General features: G+C 74.3%; 12 protein-coding genes. 10 read left to right on the top strand and 2 right to left on the bottom strand.

Annotated features, from left to right (window positions below; translation table 11 throughout):
• Positions 1 to 74 precede the first annotated feature (74 nt).
• The 6 genes from IE294_RS37905 (at position 75) to IE294_RS37930 (ending at position 6,844) form a co-directional block, all read left to right on the top strand.
• Positions 75 to 665, top strand: coding sequence for a MarR family winged helix-turn-helix transcriptional regulator (locus IE294_RS37905; protein WP_189893804.1), 591 nt, complete (start codon positions 75 to 77; stop codon positions 663 to 665).
• Between the two features lie 83 nt (positions 666 to 748).
• Positions 749 to 2,623 carry an MFS transporter gene (locus tag IE294_RS37910; RefSeq protein WP_189893860.1) on the top strand — a complete coding sequence of 625 codons (1,875 nt, stop codon included), beginning with the start codon at positions 749 to 751 and terminating at the stop codon, positions 2,621 to 2,623.
• 427 nt (positions 2,624 to 3,050) lie between these two features.
• Positions 3,051 to 4,772, top strand: a complete 1,722-nt coding sequence (gene alsS, locus IE294_RS37915; RefSeq protein WP_189893805.1) for an acetolactate synthase AlsS — start codon at positions 3,051 to 3,053, stop codon at positions 4,770 to 4,772.
• A gap of 14 nt (positions 4,773 to 4,786) precedes the next feature.
• A complete protein-coding gene (budA, locus tag IE294_RS37920) occupies positions 4,787 to 5,575 on the top strand; it encodes an acetolactate decarboxylase (RefSeq protein WP_189893807.1) in 789 nt (262 codons plus the stop codon).
• 174 nt (positions 5,576 to 5,749) lie between these two features.
• Positions 5,750 to 6,211 (top strand): cupin domain-containing protein, encoded by a 462-nt coding sequence (locus tag IE294_RS37925; RefSeq protein WP_189893809.1) that lies wholly within the window; start codon positions 5,750 to 5,752, stop codon positions 6,209 to 6,211.
• Between the two features lie 66 nt (positions 6,212 to 6,277).
• Positions 6,278 to 6,844, top strand: a complete 567-nt coding sequence (locus IE294_RS37930) for a TetR/AcrR family transcriptional regulator (RefSeq protein WP_189893811.1) — start codon at positions 6,278 to 6,280, stop codon at positions 6,842 to 6,844.
• Positions 6,845 to 6,932: 88 nt separating this feature from the next.
• Here the strand turns inward: IE294_RS37930 and IE294_RS37935 are convergent, their stop codons facing one another.
• The gene (locus IE294_RS37935; RefSeq protein ID WP_189893813.1) at positions 6,933 to 9,455 is read right to left on the bottom strand and encodes an FtsX-like permease family protein; all 2,523 of its coding nucleotides are present in this window, start codon (positions 9,453 to 9,455) and stop codon (positions 6,933 to 6,935) included.
• 181 nt (positions 9,456 to 9,636) lie between these two features.
• Between IE294_RS37935 and IE294_RS37940 the strand changes: the two genes are divergently transcribed.
• Both IE294_RS37940 and IE294_RS37945 read left to right on the top strand, forming a co-directional pair.
• Complete coding sequence (locus IE294_RS37940; RefSeq protein WP_189893815.1) at positions 9,637 to 10,938, top strand: sensor histidine kinase; 1,302 nt, start codon at positions 9,637 to 9,639, stop codon at positions 10,936 to 10,938.
• Complete coding sequence (locus IE294_RS37945; RefSeq protein ID WP_189893817.1) at positions 10,935 to 11,675, top strand: response regulator transcription factor; 741 nt, start codon at positions 10,935 to 10,937, stop codon at positions 11,673 to 11,675. The genes IE294_RS37940 and IE294_RS37945 overlap by 4 nt, the downstream gene beginning before the upstream one ends.
• A gap of 196 nt (positions 11,676 to 11,871) precedes the next feature.
• Here IE294_RS37945 and IE294_RS37950 read toward each other — a convergent pair whose 3' ends face one another.
• Positions 11,872 to 13,344: a pyridoxal phosphate-dependent decarboxylase family protein gene (locus tag IE294_RS37950; protein WP_189893819.1), complete on the bottom strand. Its 1,473-nt coding sequence runs from the start codon at positions 13,342 to 13,344 to the stop codon at positions 11,872 to 11,874.
• A gap of 100 nt (positions 13,345 to 13,444) precedes the next feature.
• Between IE294_RS37950 and IE294_RS37955 the strand changes: the two genes are divergently transcribed.
• The gene (locus IE294_RS37955) at positions 13,445 to 14,002 is read left to right on the top strand and encodes an Lrp/AsnC family transcriptional regulator (RefSeq protein ID WP_229917743.1); all 558 of its coding nucleotides are present in this window, start codon (positions 13,445 to 13,447) and stop codon (positions 14,000 to 14,002) included.
• Positions 14,003 to 14,063: 61 nt separating this feature from the next.
• Positions 14,064 to 14,429, top strand: a complete 366-nt coding sequence (locus IE294_RS37960; protein WP_189893823.1) for a response regulator — start codon at positions 14,064 to 14,066, stop codon at positions 14,427 to 14,429.
• The last annotated feature ends 11 nt before the right edge of the window (positions 14,430 to 14,440 follow it).

Below are 14,440 nucleotides of genomic sequence, written 5' to 3' on the forward strand. Positions count from 1 at the left end.
CACACCTGAAACGCTTGCCTCAGGCAACCGAGCAACTCCATAGTTGCCTTAAGCAAGAATGTTGGGAGGCACGTGTGGCCGACGCAGCGCAGTACGAGGAGCTGATGCGCCAGCTGAGCGCCATCGGGTCCGTACGGCGGGAGCTGGGCCGGAACCTTCCGGACGGCTGCTCCAACGTCACCGCCACGGTGCTGGCACTGCTCGGCCGCGACGGCGACATGCGCATCGGCAGGCTCGCCGAACTGCTCGCCGTCGACATGTCCGTCACCAGCCGCCACGTCGCGCACGTGGCGGCCCGGGGCTGGATCGACCGCAGCCCCGATCCCGCCGACCGGCGCTCGCGCATCCTGCGCCTGACCCCCGCGGGCCGGGCCGTGCTCGCCCGGCTGTCCGAGCACACCGCCCGGACGCTCGCCCGGCGGCTGAGCGGCTGGAGCGACGAGGAGATCCGGCGGCTGACGTGCCTCATGGCCCGGCTCCGGGCGAGCTTCGAAGATCCGTGGACCGATGAGGAGCCCTGGGCGGAACGGCACCCCGGGACCGAACAGGACCCCGGCACCGGACCGCCCAGGGACGAGCGCTCGCCCCGTACCTCCCAGGACGACCGGTCACCCCACGCCCCCGAGGACGACCGCTCGCCCCGTACACCCGCTGTCACCACGTAAGGACGAGAAACCCCATGACAACCACCCCGAAAGCCGGTGTGCGGGCCCACGCCCGTCCAAGAGGAGGTTCGCCCGACGCGCCGATGACCCACGCGCAGATCATGCGCGCCCTCTCCGGACTGCTGCTCGGCCTGTTCTGCGCCATCCTGTCCTCGACCGTGGTCACCAACGCGCTGCCGAGGATCATCGGCGACCTCGGCGGCGGCCAGAGCGCCTACACCTGGGTCGTCACCGCCTCCCTGCTGGCGGTGACCGCCTCCACCCCGCTGTGGGGCAAGCTCGCCGACCAGTTCAGCAAGAAGATCCTGGTCCAGTCGGCGCTGGTCGTCTACTCCATCGGTTCCCTGGTGGCCGGTCTCGCGCCGAACCCCGCGACGCTGATCACCGCCCGTGTCATCCAGGGCCTGGGCGGTGGCGGTCTGTCCGCGCTGGCGCAGGTCGTCCTGGCCGCGATGATCTCTCCGCGCGAGCGCGGCCGGTACTCCGGCTACCTGGGCGCGACCTTCGCCGTGGCCACCGTCGGCGGCCCGCTGCTCGGCGGTGTCATCACCGACACCAGCTGGCTCGGCTGGCGCTGGTGCCTGTTCGTCGGCATCCCCTTCGCGCTCGTCGCGCTGGTGGTCCTCCAGCGGACGCTGAACCTGCCCGTCGCCAAGCGCGACGTCAAGGTCGACTGGGCCGGCGCCTTCTTCGTCAGCGCGGCCGTCTGCACCCTGCTGATCTGGGTCACCTTCGCCGACGACAAGTACGCCTGGCTGTCCTGGCAGACGTACACCCTGGTCGGCGCGTCGATCGTGCTGGCGCTGATCTTCCTGTTCGTCGAGACGAAGGCCGCGGAGCCGATCATCCCGCTGCGGCTGTTCCGCAACCCCACCATCGCCCTCGCCTCCCTCGCCTCCCTCTTCGTCGGCATCGCGCTGTTCGCGGGCACCGTCTTCTTCAGCCAGTACTTCCAGCTCGCGCGCGGCGACTCCCCGACCATGTCGGGCGTCATGACGATCCCGTTCATCGCGGGCCTGTTCGTCTCCTCCACCGTCTCCGGCCGGGTCATCACCCGCACCGGCAAGTGGAAGGGCTGGCTGCTGACGGGCGGTGTGCTGCTGACGGCGGGCCTGGCCCTGCTGGGCATGCTCCGCTACGACACCCCGTACCTGTTCATCGCGCTGTGCATGGCGCTGATGGGCCTCGGCGTCGGCATGACGCTCCAGAACCTCGTGCTGTGCACCCAGAACCAGGTCGCCCCGAACGACCTCGGTGCCGCGTCCTCCACGGTGACCTTCTTCCGGTCCCTCGGCGGCGCGGTGGGCGTCTCCGTGCTCGGCTCGGTCCTCACCACCCGCATCGGCCACTACGCGCGCGAGACCGTCACCCAGCTCAGCCCGCCGGACCAGGCCGTGGCCGCCAAGGCGTCCGGCGGCGGCCAACTGCCCGACCTCGCCCTGCTGCCGGCCCCGGTCCGCACCTGGCTGGAAAGTGCCTACGGGCACGGCATCGGCGACATCTTCATGTACGTCGCCCCGGTCGCGCTGATCGCCTTCCTGGTGACCCTGTTCATCAAGGAGGTCCCGCTGCGTGCCTCCAGCGGCCTGGTCCAGGCGGCGGAGGCGGCCCAGGCGGCGGAGACCGCCGAGGCCGTCGCCGGGATACCCGTGCCGGCGGAGGCCGTCGACGCGGTCGCGCAGGCCCCCGGGGCCGAGGGCATCCCGGTCCGCGGCCGGGTCCGCGCCGCCGGGAGCGAGCCCGTCCCGCGGGCCGCGGTCACGCTGACCTCACCGGAGGGCCGGCAGGTGACCCGGGCGGAGGTACAGGCCGACGGCTCCTACACGCTGCAAGCCCCCGGCTTCGGGCGGTACGTGCTGATCACCTCCGCCGACGGCTACCAGCCGCAGGAGTCCACGATCGTGGTCGACGACGAGTCGGTCGTCCACGACGTCCTGCTGACGGCACCGACGGGCTGACCGGTACGACACAGCCGTGCCGCTTCCGCCAGGGACCGGCACGGCCACCGCCGTACCGTGCCGGCCGGGGCTACCGGCCGGGTCTCCGACGGCTGCGACGCCCCACACGTGCCCGAGGGGCTGGAAACGCGGGCGAGGTGTCTGACGCAGTGTCAATCACGCCGCCAGAGCGTCAGACGGCAGAGGCGCAGCCGGATCGACGATCTCAGACACGTATCTTTCCTCCCCTGTCAGCCGGTTGGGGGCGACCGCGCCCATCGGATACTGCCACGGAACATCCCGCCGGCCACCGGCGGGCCGCCACTCGCCGCGACAGCGGCGGGAGTTGGCGTGATGCTTGAAGCGGGCCGAAGCCCGAACCGGCCCGTCCCACCCCACGCGGCTGTGGCATCGTCCCGACGGCCGCCCGAGCAACGAGGTGAAGCCCGTGAGCGCACCCGTCCGCCCCCCGTCGGCCGCCACAGGCGGCACCGGCGGCGTTCCCGCCGAGCCGACCAGGTCCGCGCAGCGGGTCGTGGAGTGCCTGCAAGCGAACGACGTGCCGTACGTCTTCGGTGTCCCCGGCGCGAAGATCGACGCGGTCTACGACGCGCTGGTCGACGGGGGACCGGAACTCGTCGTCTGCCGGCACGAGCAGAACGCGGTCTTCATGGCCGCGGCCGTCGGCCGGCTCACCGGAATCCCGGGAGTGGTCCTGGTCACCTCCGGCCCGGGCACCAGCAACCTGGCGACCGGACTGCTGACCGCCACCACCGAGCAGGACCCGGTGGTCGCCCTGTGCGGCGCGGTCTCCCGGCCGGACCGGCTCAAGCGCACGCACCAGTCGATGGACGCCGCCGCGCTGCTGACGGCCGTCACCAAGTCCGCCGGCGAGGTCAGCCACCCCGACAACGTCCCCGAGGCCGTCGCCAACGCCTTCCGCTGCGCGCTGACCGAGCCACGCGGCGCCGCCGCCGTGATCCTCCCCGCCGACGTCGCGGCGGAGACCACGCCCGCGGCCATCCGCAAGCCGCTGCCCGTTCCGCCCGCGGGGCCCGCCCCCGCGGAGCAGATACGCGAGGCCGCCCGGATCCTGCGCGGCGCCCGCAACCCGGTCGTGCTGGTCGGCGCGCGCGGTGCCGGCGAGGCGGCCTGCGCGGCGATCCGCTCCCTCATCGCCGGCGGCGGACTGCCGGTGATCGAGACCTTCCAGGCGGCCGGTGTCGTCTCCCGTGACCTGGAGAGCCACTATCTCGGCCGGGTCGGGCTCTTCCGCAACCAGCCCGCCGACGTCGTCGCCGCCGCCGCGGACGTCATCCTCGCCATCGGCTTCGACCCGGTGGAGTACGACCCCGGACTGTGGAACACCGACCCGGAGCGCACCGTCGTGCACATCGACGCCCTGCCCGCCGAGATCGACAACCACTACCAGCCCGCGCTCGAACTGCGCGGCGACATCGCCGCCACCCTCGCCGAACTGGCCCGCCACACCGGGCCGGTCCGGCTGGACCCCGAGGCCGACGCCGCCGTGGCGGCGCAGCGCGCCCGGCTGACCGCCATCGACGACGAGGCCCGTGCCCGGCCCGTCTCCGACCGGGGTCTCGACCCCGCGGCCGTCTGCCTGGAACTGCGCGACCACCTCGACGACCAGGCCACGATCGCCTGCGACATCGGCTCGGTGTACATCCACATGGCCCGCCACTTCCGCGTCTACGAACCGCGGCGGCTGCTGTTCTCCAACGGCCAGCAGACCCTCGGCGTGGCGCTGCCGTGGGCCCTCGCCGCCGCTCTGGTCCGCCCCGGCACGCAGATCGTCTCCGTCTCCGGGGACGGCGGGTTCCTGTTCTCCGCACAGGAGCTGGAGACCGCGACCCGGCTGGGCCTGACCTTCGTCCACATCATCTTCCGCGACAACACCTATGACATGGTCGGTTTCCAGCAGGACCTCAAGTACGGGCGCAGGAGCGGCGTCGCCCTCGGCGACTACGACGCCGTCGCCTACGCGGAGGCGTTCGGCGCCCGGGGTGTGCGCGTGCGGACCATGGAGGAGTTCGGCAGCGCGCTGCGCCAGGCGCTCGGGGCCGACGGACCCACGATCATCGACGTGCCGGTCGACTACTCGCGCAACACCGAACTGGGCGAGCACCTGATCCCCGGCGCGTTCGAGTGAGGGGAGAACAGGACATGACCGCGACCGAAGCCGCCGCCGACCGGCTGCACCGATTCGTCTCCGCGCTGCGGCACCTGCCGCCGTTCCGCGACGCGCCACCGGAGCTGTACCAGACGTCGACCATGGCCGCCCTGCTCGCGGGCGTCTACGACGGTGACGTCACCGTCGCCGAACTGCTGCGGCACGGCGACTTCGGCCTCGGCACGTTCGACCGGCTCGACGGCGAGATGCTCGTCCTCGGCGGAACCTGCTACCGCCTGCGGGCCGACGGCTCGGTCGAGAAGGCCGGCGGCGACGAGCTGACCCCCTTCGCCGCGGTGACCCGCTTCCGGCCCGAACGGCGTGCCGGGCTGTCGGGGCCGCTGACCCGGGCCGAGACGGAAGAGGCCGTGGGCGGACTGCTGACCAGCCCCAACCTGGTGCACGCGGTACGGATCGACGGACACTTCACCGCCCTGCGCACCCGGACCGTGGCCCGGCAGCACCGGCCGTACCCGCCCCTCGCCGAGGCGACGGCCGGCCAGGCGGAGAACACCTTCCGCGAGGTGTCCGGCACGCTCGCCGGCTTCTTCACCCCCTCCTTCGAGCAGGGTGTGTCCGTCGCCGGCTACCACCTGCACTTCATCGACGAGAGCCGGACGCGTGGCGGCCACAGCCTGGACTTCACGCTCGCCGACGCACGGGTCGCCGTCGAAGCGATACCGGAACTGCGGCTGCGGCTGCCCACCACCCAGGACTTCCTGCGGGCGCGCCCGCCCTCGGCCCCCCTGGACGAGCAGATCCGCCGTATCGAGAACGGCTGACGGCCCGGACGGTATGTCTGTCCGAAGCGCACATGTTCTCCCGCCGGGACCCCGTCACACACGTGTCTGTGATGGCCGACTTTCACTCTTGTGGGTGTGCCGAAACGTGTGATTGCCTCGGAGAAAGAACGGTCGTTCTGCCTTGCGGCTCGGCCCCGACGAGAAGGACACACGATGATCAACCGACGCCTCCTGCTCCGCACGACCGGCGGCGCGGCGGCCGGCGCGCTCGGCGCCGCCGCCCTGTCGTCCACCGCCGCCGCGGCGGAGCCCGCCGGGCACTCCGCCGCCCCCCACCCGGTGGACCCCGACCCCACCGCGGGCGTGACGCGCACCCTGCTCCAGGAACACCCCTCGCCCGCCCAGGGCTGGGAAGCCGTGCAGACGCTCGTGCAGATCCCGCGGCACAAGGAGTCGGGCCGGCACAGCCACCCCGGCATCGAGGTCGGCTACATCATCCGCGGCGACGTCCTGATGGAGTTCGACGACAGGCCGCCGCTCAGGCTGCGCACGGGGGACCCGTTCTTCATCCCGAACGGCGTCATCCACAACGCCCGCAACGTCGGCACGGTGACGACCATGATGCTCTCCACGTACGTCGTCGACGAGACGAAGCCCCTCGTGACCACCTACTGATGCCGGACCGGGCGCACTCGTACACCGGGTGCGCCCCGGGGGCCGTTCCGTCCGTACCCTGCTGCCATGACGTCGGGCGCCACCCACCACACGCATCCGCGAGACCGGCTGCTGGGCACAGCGGCCCGGCTGTTCTACGAGAACGGCATCCACACCGTCGGCGTGGAACAGCTGGTCACCGAGGCCAAGGTCACCCGGGCCACCTTCTACCGCCACTTCGCCGGCAAGGAGGGCCTGGTCCTGTCCTACCTGCGGCAGCGGGACGCGCGCGTGCGCCAGGAGGTGGCCGCCGTCCTCGCCGCCCACCAGGGACGCGAGGCCCTGCTCGCCATCATGGCGATGATCGGCGACAGCGTGCGGCGGCCGGGGTTCAGGGGCTGCGGTTTCCTCAACGCCGCCGCCGAACACCCCGACCCCGGGCACCCGGTGCGCCGCTGCGTCGCGGAGCACCGCCGGTGGTTCCTGGGCGTCCTGCGGGACGCGGCCGACGCGGCGGGCCACCCGGAACCCGAGGACCTGGCGCGCACGCTGGTCGTCCTGCGGGACGGGGCGATGGCCGGCGGCTACCTCGACGACCTCGGGGACGTGGCCGAGACGCTGCGGAAGACGACGGAGCGGCTGCTGGACGCCTGACCGGCCCGGACAGGCCCCGTGCCCCGGGGCCACGCGTCCTTCCCGGTGCTCCACCCGTGGGCCGGGAGCGGCATGCGTTCCGCACCGCTCACCCGACCTCGGCGCCCACCGCCCGCGTCACCGGTACCGCCGCCGCCCGCACACCCGGTCCGAGCGCGGCGAGCACACCGACGGCTCCCGCGCCCGCGAACAGCGCCAGCAGGGCGGCCCACGGCACCGAGACCACCGCCCCGTGCTGTCCGGCCACCGCCGCCACCCCCGCCGCCGCGCCCGCGAGGATGCCCAGCCCGGCGCCCAGCGCCGAGACCACCACCGCCTCCACCCGCAGCATGGACCGCACGCCCGCACGGTCGAGACCGACCGCGCGCAGCAGGCCGATCTCCCGCACCCGCTCGAAGACCGCCATGCCCATGGTGTTCGCCACGCCCAGCGCCGCGACGGCGACCGTGACACTGAGCATCGCGTACAGCACCGACAACAGCGGGCCGAAGCCGCGCTCGGCGTCCCGCGCCGCGTCCGCCCGGTCCTCGACGAGCAGCACCGGATTGCGCAGGGCCCGGCGGATCTCCTCCTTCAGCACGGCCGTGCGCCCCGGCTCGGCACGCACCAGCACCGACACCACCGCACCCTCCGGCGCACCGCTCCCGGCCACCGCGCTCTCCGGCAGCAGGGCCGGGCCGAGGGCGTCGGGGCCGTCGTAGACCGCGACGATCCGGCGGTCCAGCGCCGGGCCGTCCGCCGCGCCCTCGTCCGACAGACGCCTGCCGGCGATCCGGTCGCCCAGGTGCCACCCGTGCTCCTCGGCCAGGTCCCGCGTGACCGCGATGGCGTCGGTCCGGTCGGCCAGCTCGTCCAGGTCGCCCGCGCGCACCGTGAGGTCGGCGAGGCGTCCTGGGCCCACGGCCCGCGGATCCACCACCGTGGTCCACAGGTCGGAACCGTCGCGGAGGCGGATGCCGGCCTCGCGGACCGCGCTGACCGCCGCCACGTGCGGCAGCCGTGCCACCCGCGCCGCCGTGTGCGCGCCGATCTGCGCGTAGTCGACCGCGGTGATCCGCAGGTCCGTCGGCATGCCGGCCTCCGCCTGACGCCCCGCCGTGGCGCTCAGCGAGGACAGCGCCATGGTGACCGCGCTGACGAGCGCCACGCACACGGTGAGCGCCCCGGCGGTCGCGGCCGTACGCCGTGGATCGCGGCGCGCGTTGGCCAGGGCCAGGGTGCCGCGTACCCCGGTCAGCCGCCGCACCGGCGCGCGCAGCGCCCGGGTGGCGGCGCGCGCGAGCTGCGGCGTGAGCAGGATCAGCCCGGCCAGCAGCACCGGCGTGGCGAGGGACAGGACTGCGAGGTCGCCCTCGCCGGCGGCCATCAGCAGCGCACCGGCCGCGGTGACCGAGAGGCCGGCCAGGTTGCGGCGCCGCAGCGCGGCGGCCGGGGTCGGCAGGTGCGTGCGCAGTGCCGCCACCGGGGCGACGGCGGAGGCCCGCAGGGCGGGAACGTACGCGGCGGCGGCCGTGAACCCCACGCCGACGCACAGGGCCGTCAGCAGCGGAACGGGGGACAGCAGCGCCGACGCAGCGGTGTCCGCGGGCCCGGCGGCCGGTCCGAACAGGGCGCCGAGCAGCGTGGCCACGCCCACCCCGAGCGCGTACCCGGCCACGGCCGCCACGGCTCCGACGACGGCCGCCTCGGCGAGCACCGTGCCCAGCACCCGGCGGCGGCTCGCGCCCACCGCGCGCAGCAGGGCGTGCTCGCGTGCCCGCACCGCGCTCAGCATGGTGAAGGTGTTGCTCACCAGGAAGGCGGAGACGAACAGGGCGATGCCGGCGAAGAGCAGCAGGAGCGTGCCGAGCTTCTGCCGGTCGGGCGCCGCCGCGGCCTCCCTGTCCAGTGCGGCACGGGTCACCGCGTCGAGGCCCCGCGGCAGGATCCGCGACGCCCGCTGCGCGAGGGCCGTCGCCGAGGTACCGGGGGCGGCCGTGAGGGTCACCGACGCGTACCGGCCGGGCGCCGGCGCGAACAGGGCCCGTGCGGTGGCACCGTCGAACGCGGTGACCGTGCCGCCGGCGGCGGTGGCGGGGTCGTACACGGTGAAGACACCGGTGAGCCGGACCGAGCGGACCTCGCCGGCGACGACGACCCGCATCCGGTCACCGACCCGGTGCCCGGCCCGCTCGGCCGACCACCGGTCCACGGCGATCTCCCCGGGACCCTGCGGGCCGCGCCCCCGGGTCATCGGGTAGCGGGGGTCGGCGCCGTGCGCGTCCGGTACGAAGTTCACCCCGGCGTCGGCGGACGGCGGCCCCACCAGGGTGCCGTCGCGCGCCACGAGGAAGGCCGGGCCGCGCAGGGTGCCCCGGGCCGCCGCCACCCCGGGCAGCGCGGCGAGCCTGCGCCGCAGCGCCTCGCCGGGCGCCGCGCCGCCTCCGGTGGGACGCACCTCCACGGACACGTCCGGGCGCGAGGCCCGCTGGAGCCGCTCGGCGCCCCGGGCCAGGGACTCGGTGTACAGCAGGGAGCCGCTGACGCAGGCGACCCCGATCAGCACGGCCAGGGCGGGCAGGACGAAGCGGTGCCGGTCGCGGAGCACGGAACGCACGACGGTACGGAGCATGAGGCCTTCCAGTGCTGCGGACGGGGGTGACGGTGCCGGGGAGCCGGCGGACGGTCCGATCCTGACCGGGGCCGGGGTGCGCGCGGATCAGCCGGAGGTGCGAAGGTCCGGGGCGCGGGCCGGGCGTTACTCGGCCGAACGGACGAGGCGCGGCGGCGAGGCGGCGCCGTACCCTCCCGGCATGAACCAGCTCTTCGACGTCCCGGCGGGAGGCAGGCGGATCGCGGCGGCCTGCGCGGCGGTGCTCCTGATCGCCGCGGTGGCGGCCGAGGGCGCGGACACCGGCTCCGTGCCGCTGGCCGCGGCCTGGACGGTGGCCGGCGGCCTGCTGCTCGCCGCCGCCGCCGTGCGCCGGGACCGTTTCGACGCGGTGGCCGCCGCGGGCGTCCTCGCGTCCTGCCTGGTGACCCTCATGACCACCCGGGTGGCCGCCCGGCCCGACACCACCTTCGGCCTCGTCGAGACCTGTGCCCTGCTGCTGGTCGTCGTCCGCGCGGCGCGCCTGCGTCCGCCGCTGCGCGCCGCGGCACTGGCCGGCGGGGCGCTGGTCGCGCTGACCGTGATCCTCCTGCGGCTGCCGCGGTCCGAGTACGAACCGCTCGTGCCGTTCGTGGTCCCGGCGCTCTGGTTCGCCGCCGTCCTGGCGGCGGTACTGGGCCTGTACCTCCGGCTGCTCGACCGGTACCGGGCGCAGGAGCACCAGGCCGGCCTCCAGGCGCAACGCCTCGACTACGCGCGCGAACTGCACGACTTCGTCGGCCACCACGTGACCGCGATCATCGCCCAGACCAAGGCCGTCAGGTACGCGACGGCGGCGGGCCGCCCCCCGTCGCCGGAGGAACTGGACGGCATGCTGGCGGCCGTGGAAGAGGCCGGGTCGCAGGCCATGCAGTCGATGCGCGGCATGGTGGCGGTCCTGCGCGACCCCGCCGGCCCGGCGTCCACGGCGGGTCCGGGCGGGGAACTCGCCGACCTGCGCACCCTGACCGAACGCTTCTCCGCGACCGGCCCGGCCACCAGGCTCGCCCTCGATCCCCGCCTCACCGCGGCCGCTCTGCCGCCGGGGGTGGCCGCCACCGTGCACCAGGTCGTACGCGAGTCGCTGACCAACGTGCGCAAGCACGCGCGCGGGGCCGAGTCGGTCACCGTCGACGTACGGCTGGGCGGCGACACCGCCCGTCCGGCGGTGCTGGTGTCGGTGACCGACGACGGACCGGACGCCGCCGGGAGCGGCGCGGAACCCGCCGACGGCGGCGCGGGCGAACCCGCCGCCGGGGGCATGGGCCGGCCCGCGCGCTCCGGCTACGGACTGGTCGGGCTGGCGGAACGCGCGGCCATGGTCGGCGGCACCGTCACCGCGGGGGCGCGGGCGGGCGTCGGCTGGCTCGTCGAGGCACACATCCCGCTGCCCGGCCCGCTCCCCGTCCCCGGCGACGACCGGCGTCACGGTGACGACCGTACGGCTGCCACCCTGGAGTCATGACGATCAGCATCCTCATCGCCGACGACCAGCAGATGATCCGCTCGGCCTACGGCATGATCCTCGGCGCCCAGCCCGACATGGAGATCGTCGCCTCGGTGGCCGACGGCACCAGCGCGGTCCGCGAGGCCCGGCGGCTGCGTCCCGACGTGTGCCTGCTGGACATCAGGATGCCGGGGATCGACGGCCTGGAGGCGACCCGGCTGCTGGCGGGCCCGGAGGCGGCCGACCCGCTGAAGGTGCTCATCGCCACCACCTTCGACCTGGACGAGTACGTGTACCGGGCGCTGCGCAACGGCGCCTACGGCTTCCTCCTCAAGGACGGTTCCCCCGCGCTGCTCGTCGAGGCCGTGCGGGCGGTGGCCGCCGACAACGCCCTGATCTCCCCGGCGGTGACGGTGCGGCTGCTCCGGCACATGACCGACGCCGCGTCCGAGGCCGCGTCCCTGTCTGCCCCCGGCAAGCCCGCGGACCGGCGGCGCGGCTCGTCCCGGACCCGCCCGACAGCGCTCGAACTCCCGCTCACCGCCCGCGAGCTGGACGTCGTACGACTCGTCGCGCGCGGCCGTACCAACGAGGAGCTGGCGGCCGAGCTGCACGTCTCCCTGTCCACCGTCAAGACGCACCTCGGGAGCGTCCAGCGCAAGCTCGCCGCCCGCAACCGGGTGGAGATCGCCGCCTGGGCCTGGGAGAACGGGGTGTGCACCGGCCAGGACGCACGGGGTCCGGCCGCCGGCTGACGCCACGGACGCGCTGCGGAAACGGTGTCGCCGGGCACCCGTCCCTCACGGATGCCCGGCGACACCTGCCGCGGTCGGTGCGTCCCCTGGGGACCGCGGCGGTTCCGGGGAGGTCAGGACATATGTTTCTCGCCGCGGACGTCCCGCGCGATGGAGCGGACCCCATGTTTCCACGGCGGTGTGTGTAGGGCCCGCCCTACAGGTGTGCCCCGGTGACGCCGCTCCCGGTGGCGAGGGCCAGGCCCAGTTCGTCCGCCACCTCCAGCACCGTCTTCACGGCGTCGGGGGCGGTCCGGAAGTTCACGAAGCAGACGCGCAGGCAGGTGCGGCCGTCGACGACGGCCGGCGCGAGGAAGACCCGGCCGTCGGCTTGCAGGGCGCGGGCGAGACGCTCGTTGTGGGCGTCGAGTTCCGCGTCGGCCAGCCCCGGAACGACGTGCCGGAAGCAGACGGTCGACAGCATCGGCTCGTGCAGCAGCTCGAACGAGGCGTGCGCCCGCACCTCGTCGGCGAGCAGCGCGGCGTGGGCGAGCGTCCGCTCGATCCAGGCACGGAACCGGTCGGCGCCGTGCACCCGCAGGGACAGCCACACGCGCAGGGAACGGAACGGCCGCGAGTACTCGAAGGTGTGGTCGACCGGGTTGCCGGTGTCCTCCTGGTGGAGCATGTAGCGCTCCTCGTGGCCGAACGCCGCCCGCAGCGGGCCGCGCCGCCGCAGCATGACCACGCTGCAACTCTTCTGCACGCCGAGCCATTTGTGCGCGTCGACGGTGACGGAGTCCGCCCGGTCGAGCCCGGCGAACAGGTGCGCGGCCGTCCGGGTGGCGGCGGCGGGCAGGCCGTAGGCGCCGTCGACGTGCAGCCACACGCCCTCGCGCTCACACACGTCGGCGATCGCGGCGAGCGGGTCGACCGCCCCGGTCAGCGTGGTGCCGGCGGTGGCGACGACGGCGACCGGGGTGCAGCCCTCCGCCCGGTCGCGTACCAGGGCCGCGCGCAGCAGGTCCGCCCGCATCCGGCGCTGCCCGTCGGTCGGTATCCGGCGCAGCGCCCGGCGCCCCAGTCCCGCCGCCTCCACGGCCCGTACGACGGAGTGGTGCGCCTCGTCCGAGCAGTAGACGGTGGCCCGCCGGCCGGCCACCCCGTGCTCGCGGGCGCCCGGCAGCGCCTGCTCCCGCGCCGCGAGCAGCGCGGTGAAGTTGGAGGTCTGGCCGCCGCTGGTGAAGTGCCCCTCCGCCACCGGGTAGCCGACGAACTCGGCCACCCAGCGCACGGCCTGCTCGTCGAGCAGGTCGGCGGCCCCGGCGGCGGTCGCCAGGTTCGCGTCGTAGGCGGCGGACAGCGCCGAGGCCAGCACACCCGTCTCCAGACCGGTGGAGCCGACGTAGGCGAGGAACAGCGGTCGCGACGGCGACACACTGGCCTCCAGGACGCGCACCGCGTCGTCCAGCGCGGCACGTGTCTCGCCCGGCAGCTCCGGCAGCGCGCCGCCGAGCCTGCCGACCAGCTCCGCGTCCGGGTGCGGTTCGCTCGGCCGCGGACGGTCGAACGACTCCCACGCCGTCGCCAGGTAGCGGCGGAGGTCGTCGAGGATCTCCGCCCGCTCGGCCGGGGCCGCGGGCGGGCCGCAGGGCGGCACGGACAGGGGAAGTTCAGGGGATCGAGGCATGGAGGCAGCGTGCGGAACACGTGTGGGACCCCGCAACAGAGCGACCTGTCACTGAGCATTATGATACGTGCACAAGGCATCGAATATCAGAATGGTCACCATGGACGCTCTCGACGCCCGTATTCTGCTCGCCGTCGACGACGACCCCGACGCCAGCAGCCTCGCCCTGGCCAAGCGACTGGGCATCGCCCGCAACACGCTCCACTCCCGGCTCCAGCGGCTGCGGGCGAACGGTGTCGTCCGCGAGTTCTCCCGGCGCGTCGACCCCGCCGCCCTCGGCCACGGCCTCGTCGCCTTCGTCTCCGTCGCGCTGAGCCAGACCACCGGGCGCCGGGCCACCGCCGCGCTCGCGGCCTTCCCCGAAGTGGTCGAGATGCACTCCACCACGGGCGAGGCCGACCTGCTGCTGAAGGTCGTCGCCCGTGACACCGCGGACCTGCACCGCGTCTCGGGGGAACTCCTCGACGTGCCGGGTGTCGTGCGCACCAGCACCGTCGTCTCGCTGCGCGAGGAGCTGCCGCCGCGCACCCGCGCGCTGATCGAGCGGGCCGCCGAGGGGGGAGGGGAGGCCGGGCGGCCGAGGCGGAACCCGCCCGACGCCGTCCGTCCGGTGCGGGAGGCCACGAGGGCGCGTGCGGAGATCCCCTTGCATGAGTGATACACAAATCGTAGGGCTCCCCCTATGGCCCCGCCGTCCGACCGTTGGGCATGCTGAGGACATGTGCATCAACATCGTCGTCGTCGACGACGACCCCGGATTCCGCCGCATCGCCACGACGCTGCTGACGGCACGGGGCCTGCGTGTCGTGGCGGAGTCCCGGGACGGCGCCTCGGCCTTGGCCGCGGTGCGGGCACACCGCCCCGACGGACTGCTGCTCGACCTGCACCTGCCCGACCTGGACGGACTGAGCGTGGCCCGCCGGCTGACCGAGGAGGACGCTCCGCCGCGGATCGTGCTGACCTCCACGGACAAGTCGTTCTGGTCGCAGGAGGAACTGCGCGGAGCGGGAATCGAGTCCTTCGTCGCCAAGGACAAGCTGTTCGACGCCGATCTGCGGGGCCTGTTCGCCCCCTCGGCGCCCTGACGGCCCGGCCC

Origin of the sequence: Streptomyces canarius (genome assembly GCF_014650735.1) — a bacterium.
In the GTDB taxonomy this organism is placed as follows: Bacteria; Actinomycetota; Actinomycetes; order Streptomycetales; family Streptomycetaceae; genus Streptomyces; species Streptomyces olivaceoviridis.

Coding starts and splice junctions, on each gene's coding strand:
- IE294_RS37910 (WP_189893860.1), top strand. CDS start 749: ATGACCCACGCGCAGATCATGCGCGCCCTCTCCGGACTGCTGCTCGGC.
- budA (WP_189893807.1), top strand. CDS start 4,787: ATGACCGCGACCGAAGCCGCCGCCGACCGGCTGCACCGATTCGTCTCC.
- IE294_RS37925 (WP_189893809.1), top strand. CDS start 5,750: ATGATCAACCGACGCCTCCTGCTCCGCACGACCGGCGGCGCGGCGGCC.
- IE294_RS37930 (WP_189893811.1), top strand. CDS start 6,278: ATGACGTCGGGCGCCACCCACCACACGCATCCGCGAGACCGGCTGCTG.
- IE294_RS37935 (WP_189893813.1), bottom strand. CDS start 9,455: ATGCTCCGTACCGTCGTGCGTTCCGTGCTCCGCGACCGGCACCGCTTC.
- IE294_RS37940 (WP_189893815.1), top strand. CDS start 9,637: ATGAACCAGCTCTTCGACGTCCCGGCGGGAGGCAGGCGGATCGCGGCG.
- IE294_RS37945 (WP_189893817.1), top strand. CDS start 10,935: ATGACGATCAGCATCCTCATCGCCGACGACCAGCAGATGATCCGCTCG.
- IE294_RS37950 (WP_189893819.1), bottom strand. CDS start 13,344: ATGCCTCGATCCCCTGAACTTCCCCTGTCCGTGCCGCCCTGCGGCCCG.
- IE294_RS37955 (WP_229917743.1), top strand. CDS start 13,445: ATGGACGCTCTCGACGCCCGTATTCTGCTCGCCGTCGACGACGACCCC.
- IE294_RS37960 (WP_189893823.1), top strand. CDS start 14,064: ATGTGCATCAACATCGTCGTCGTCGACGACGACCCCGGATTCCGCCGC.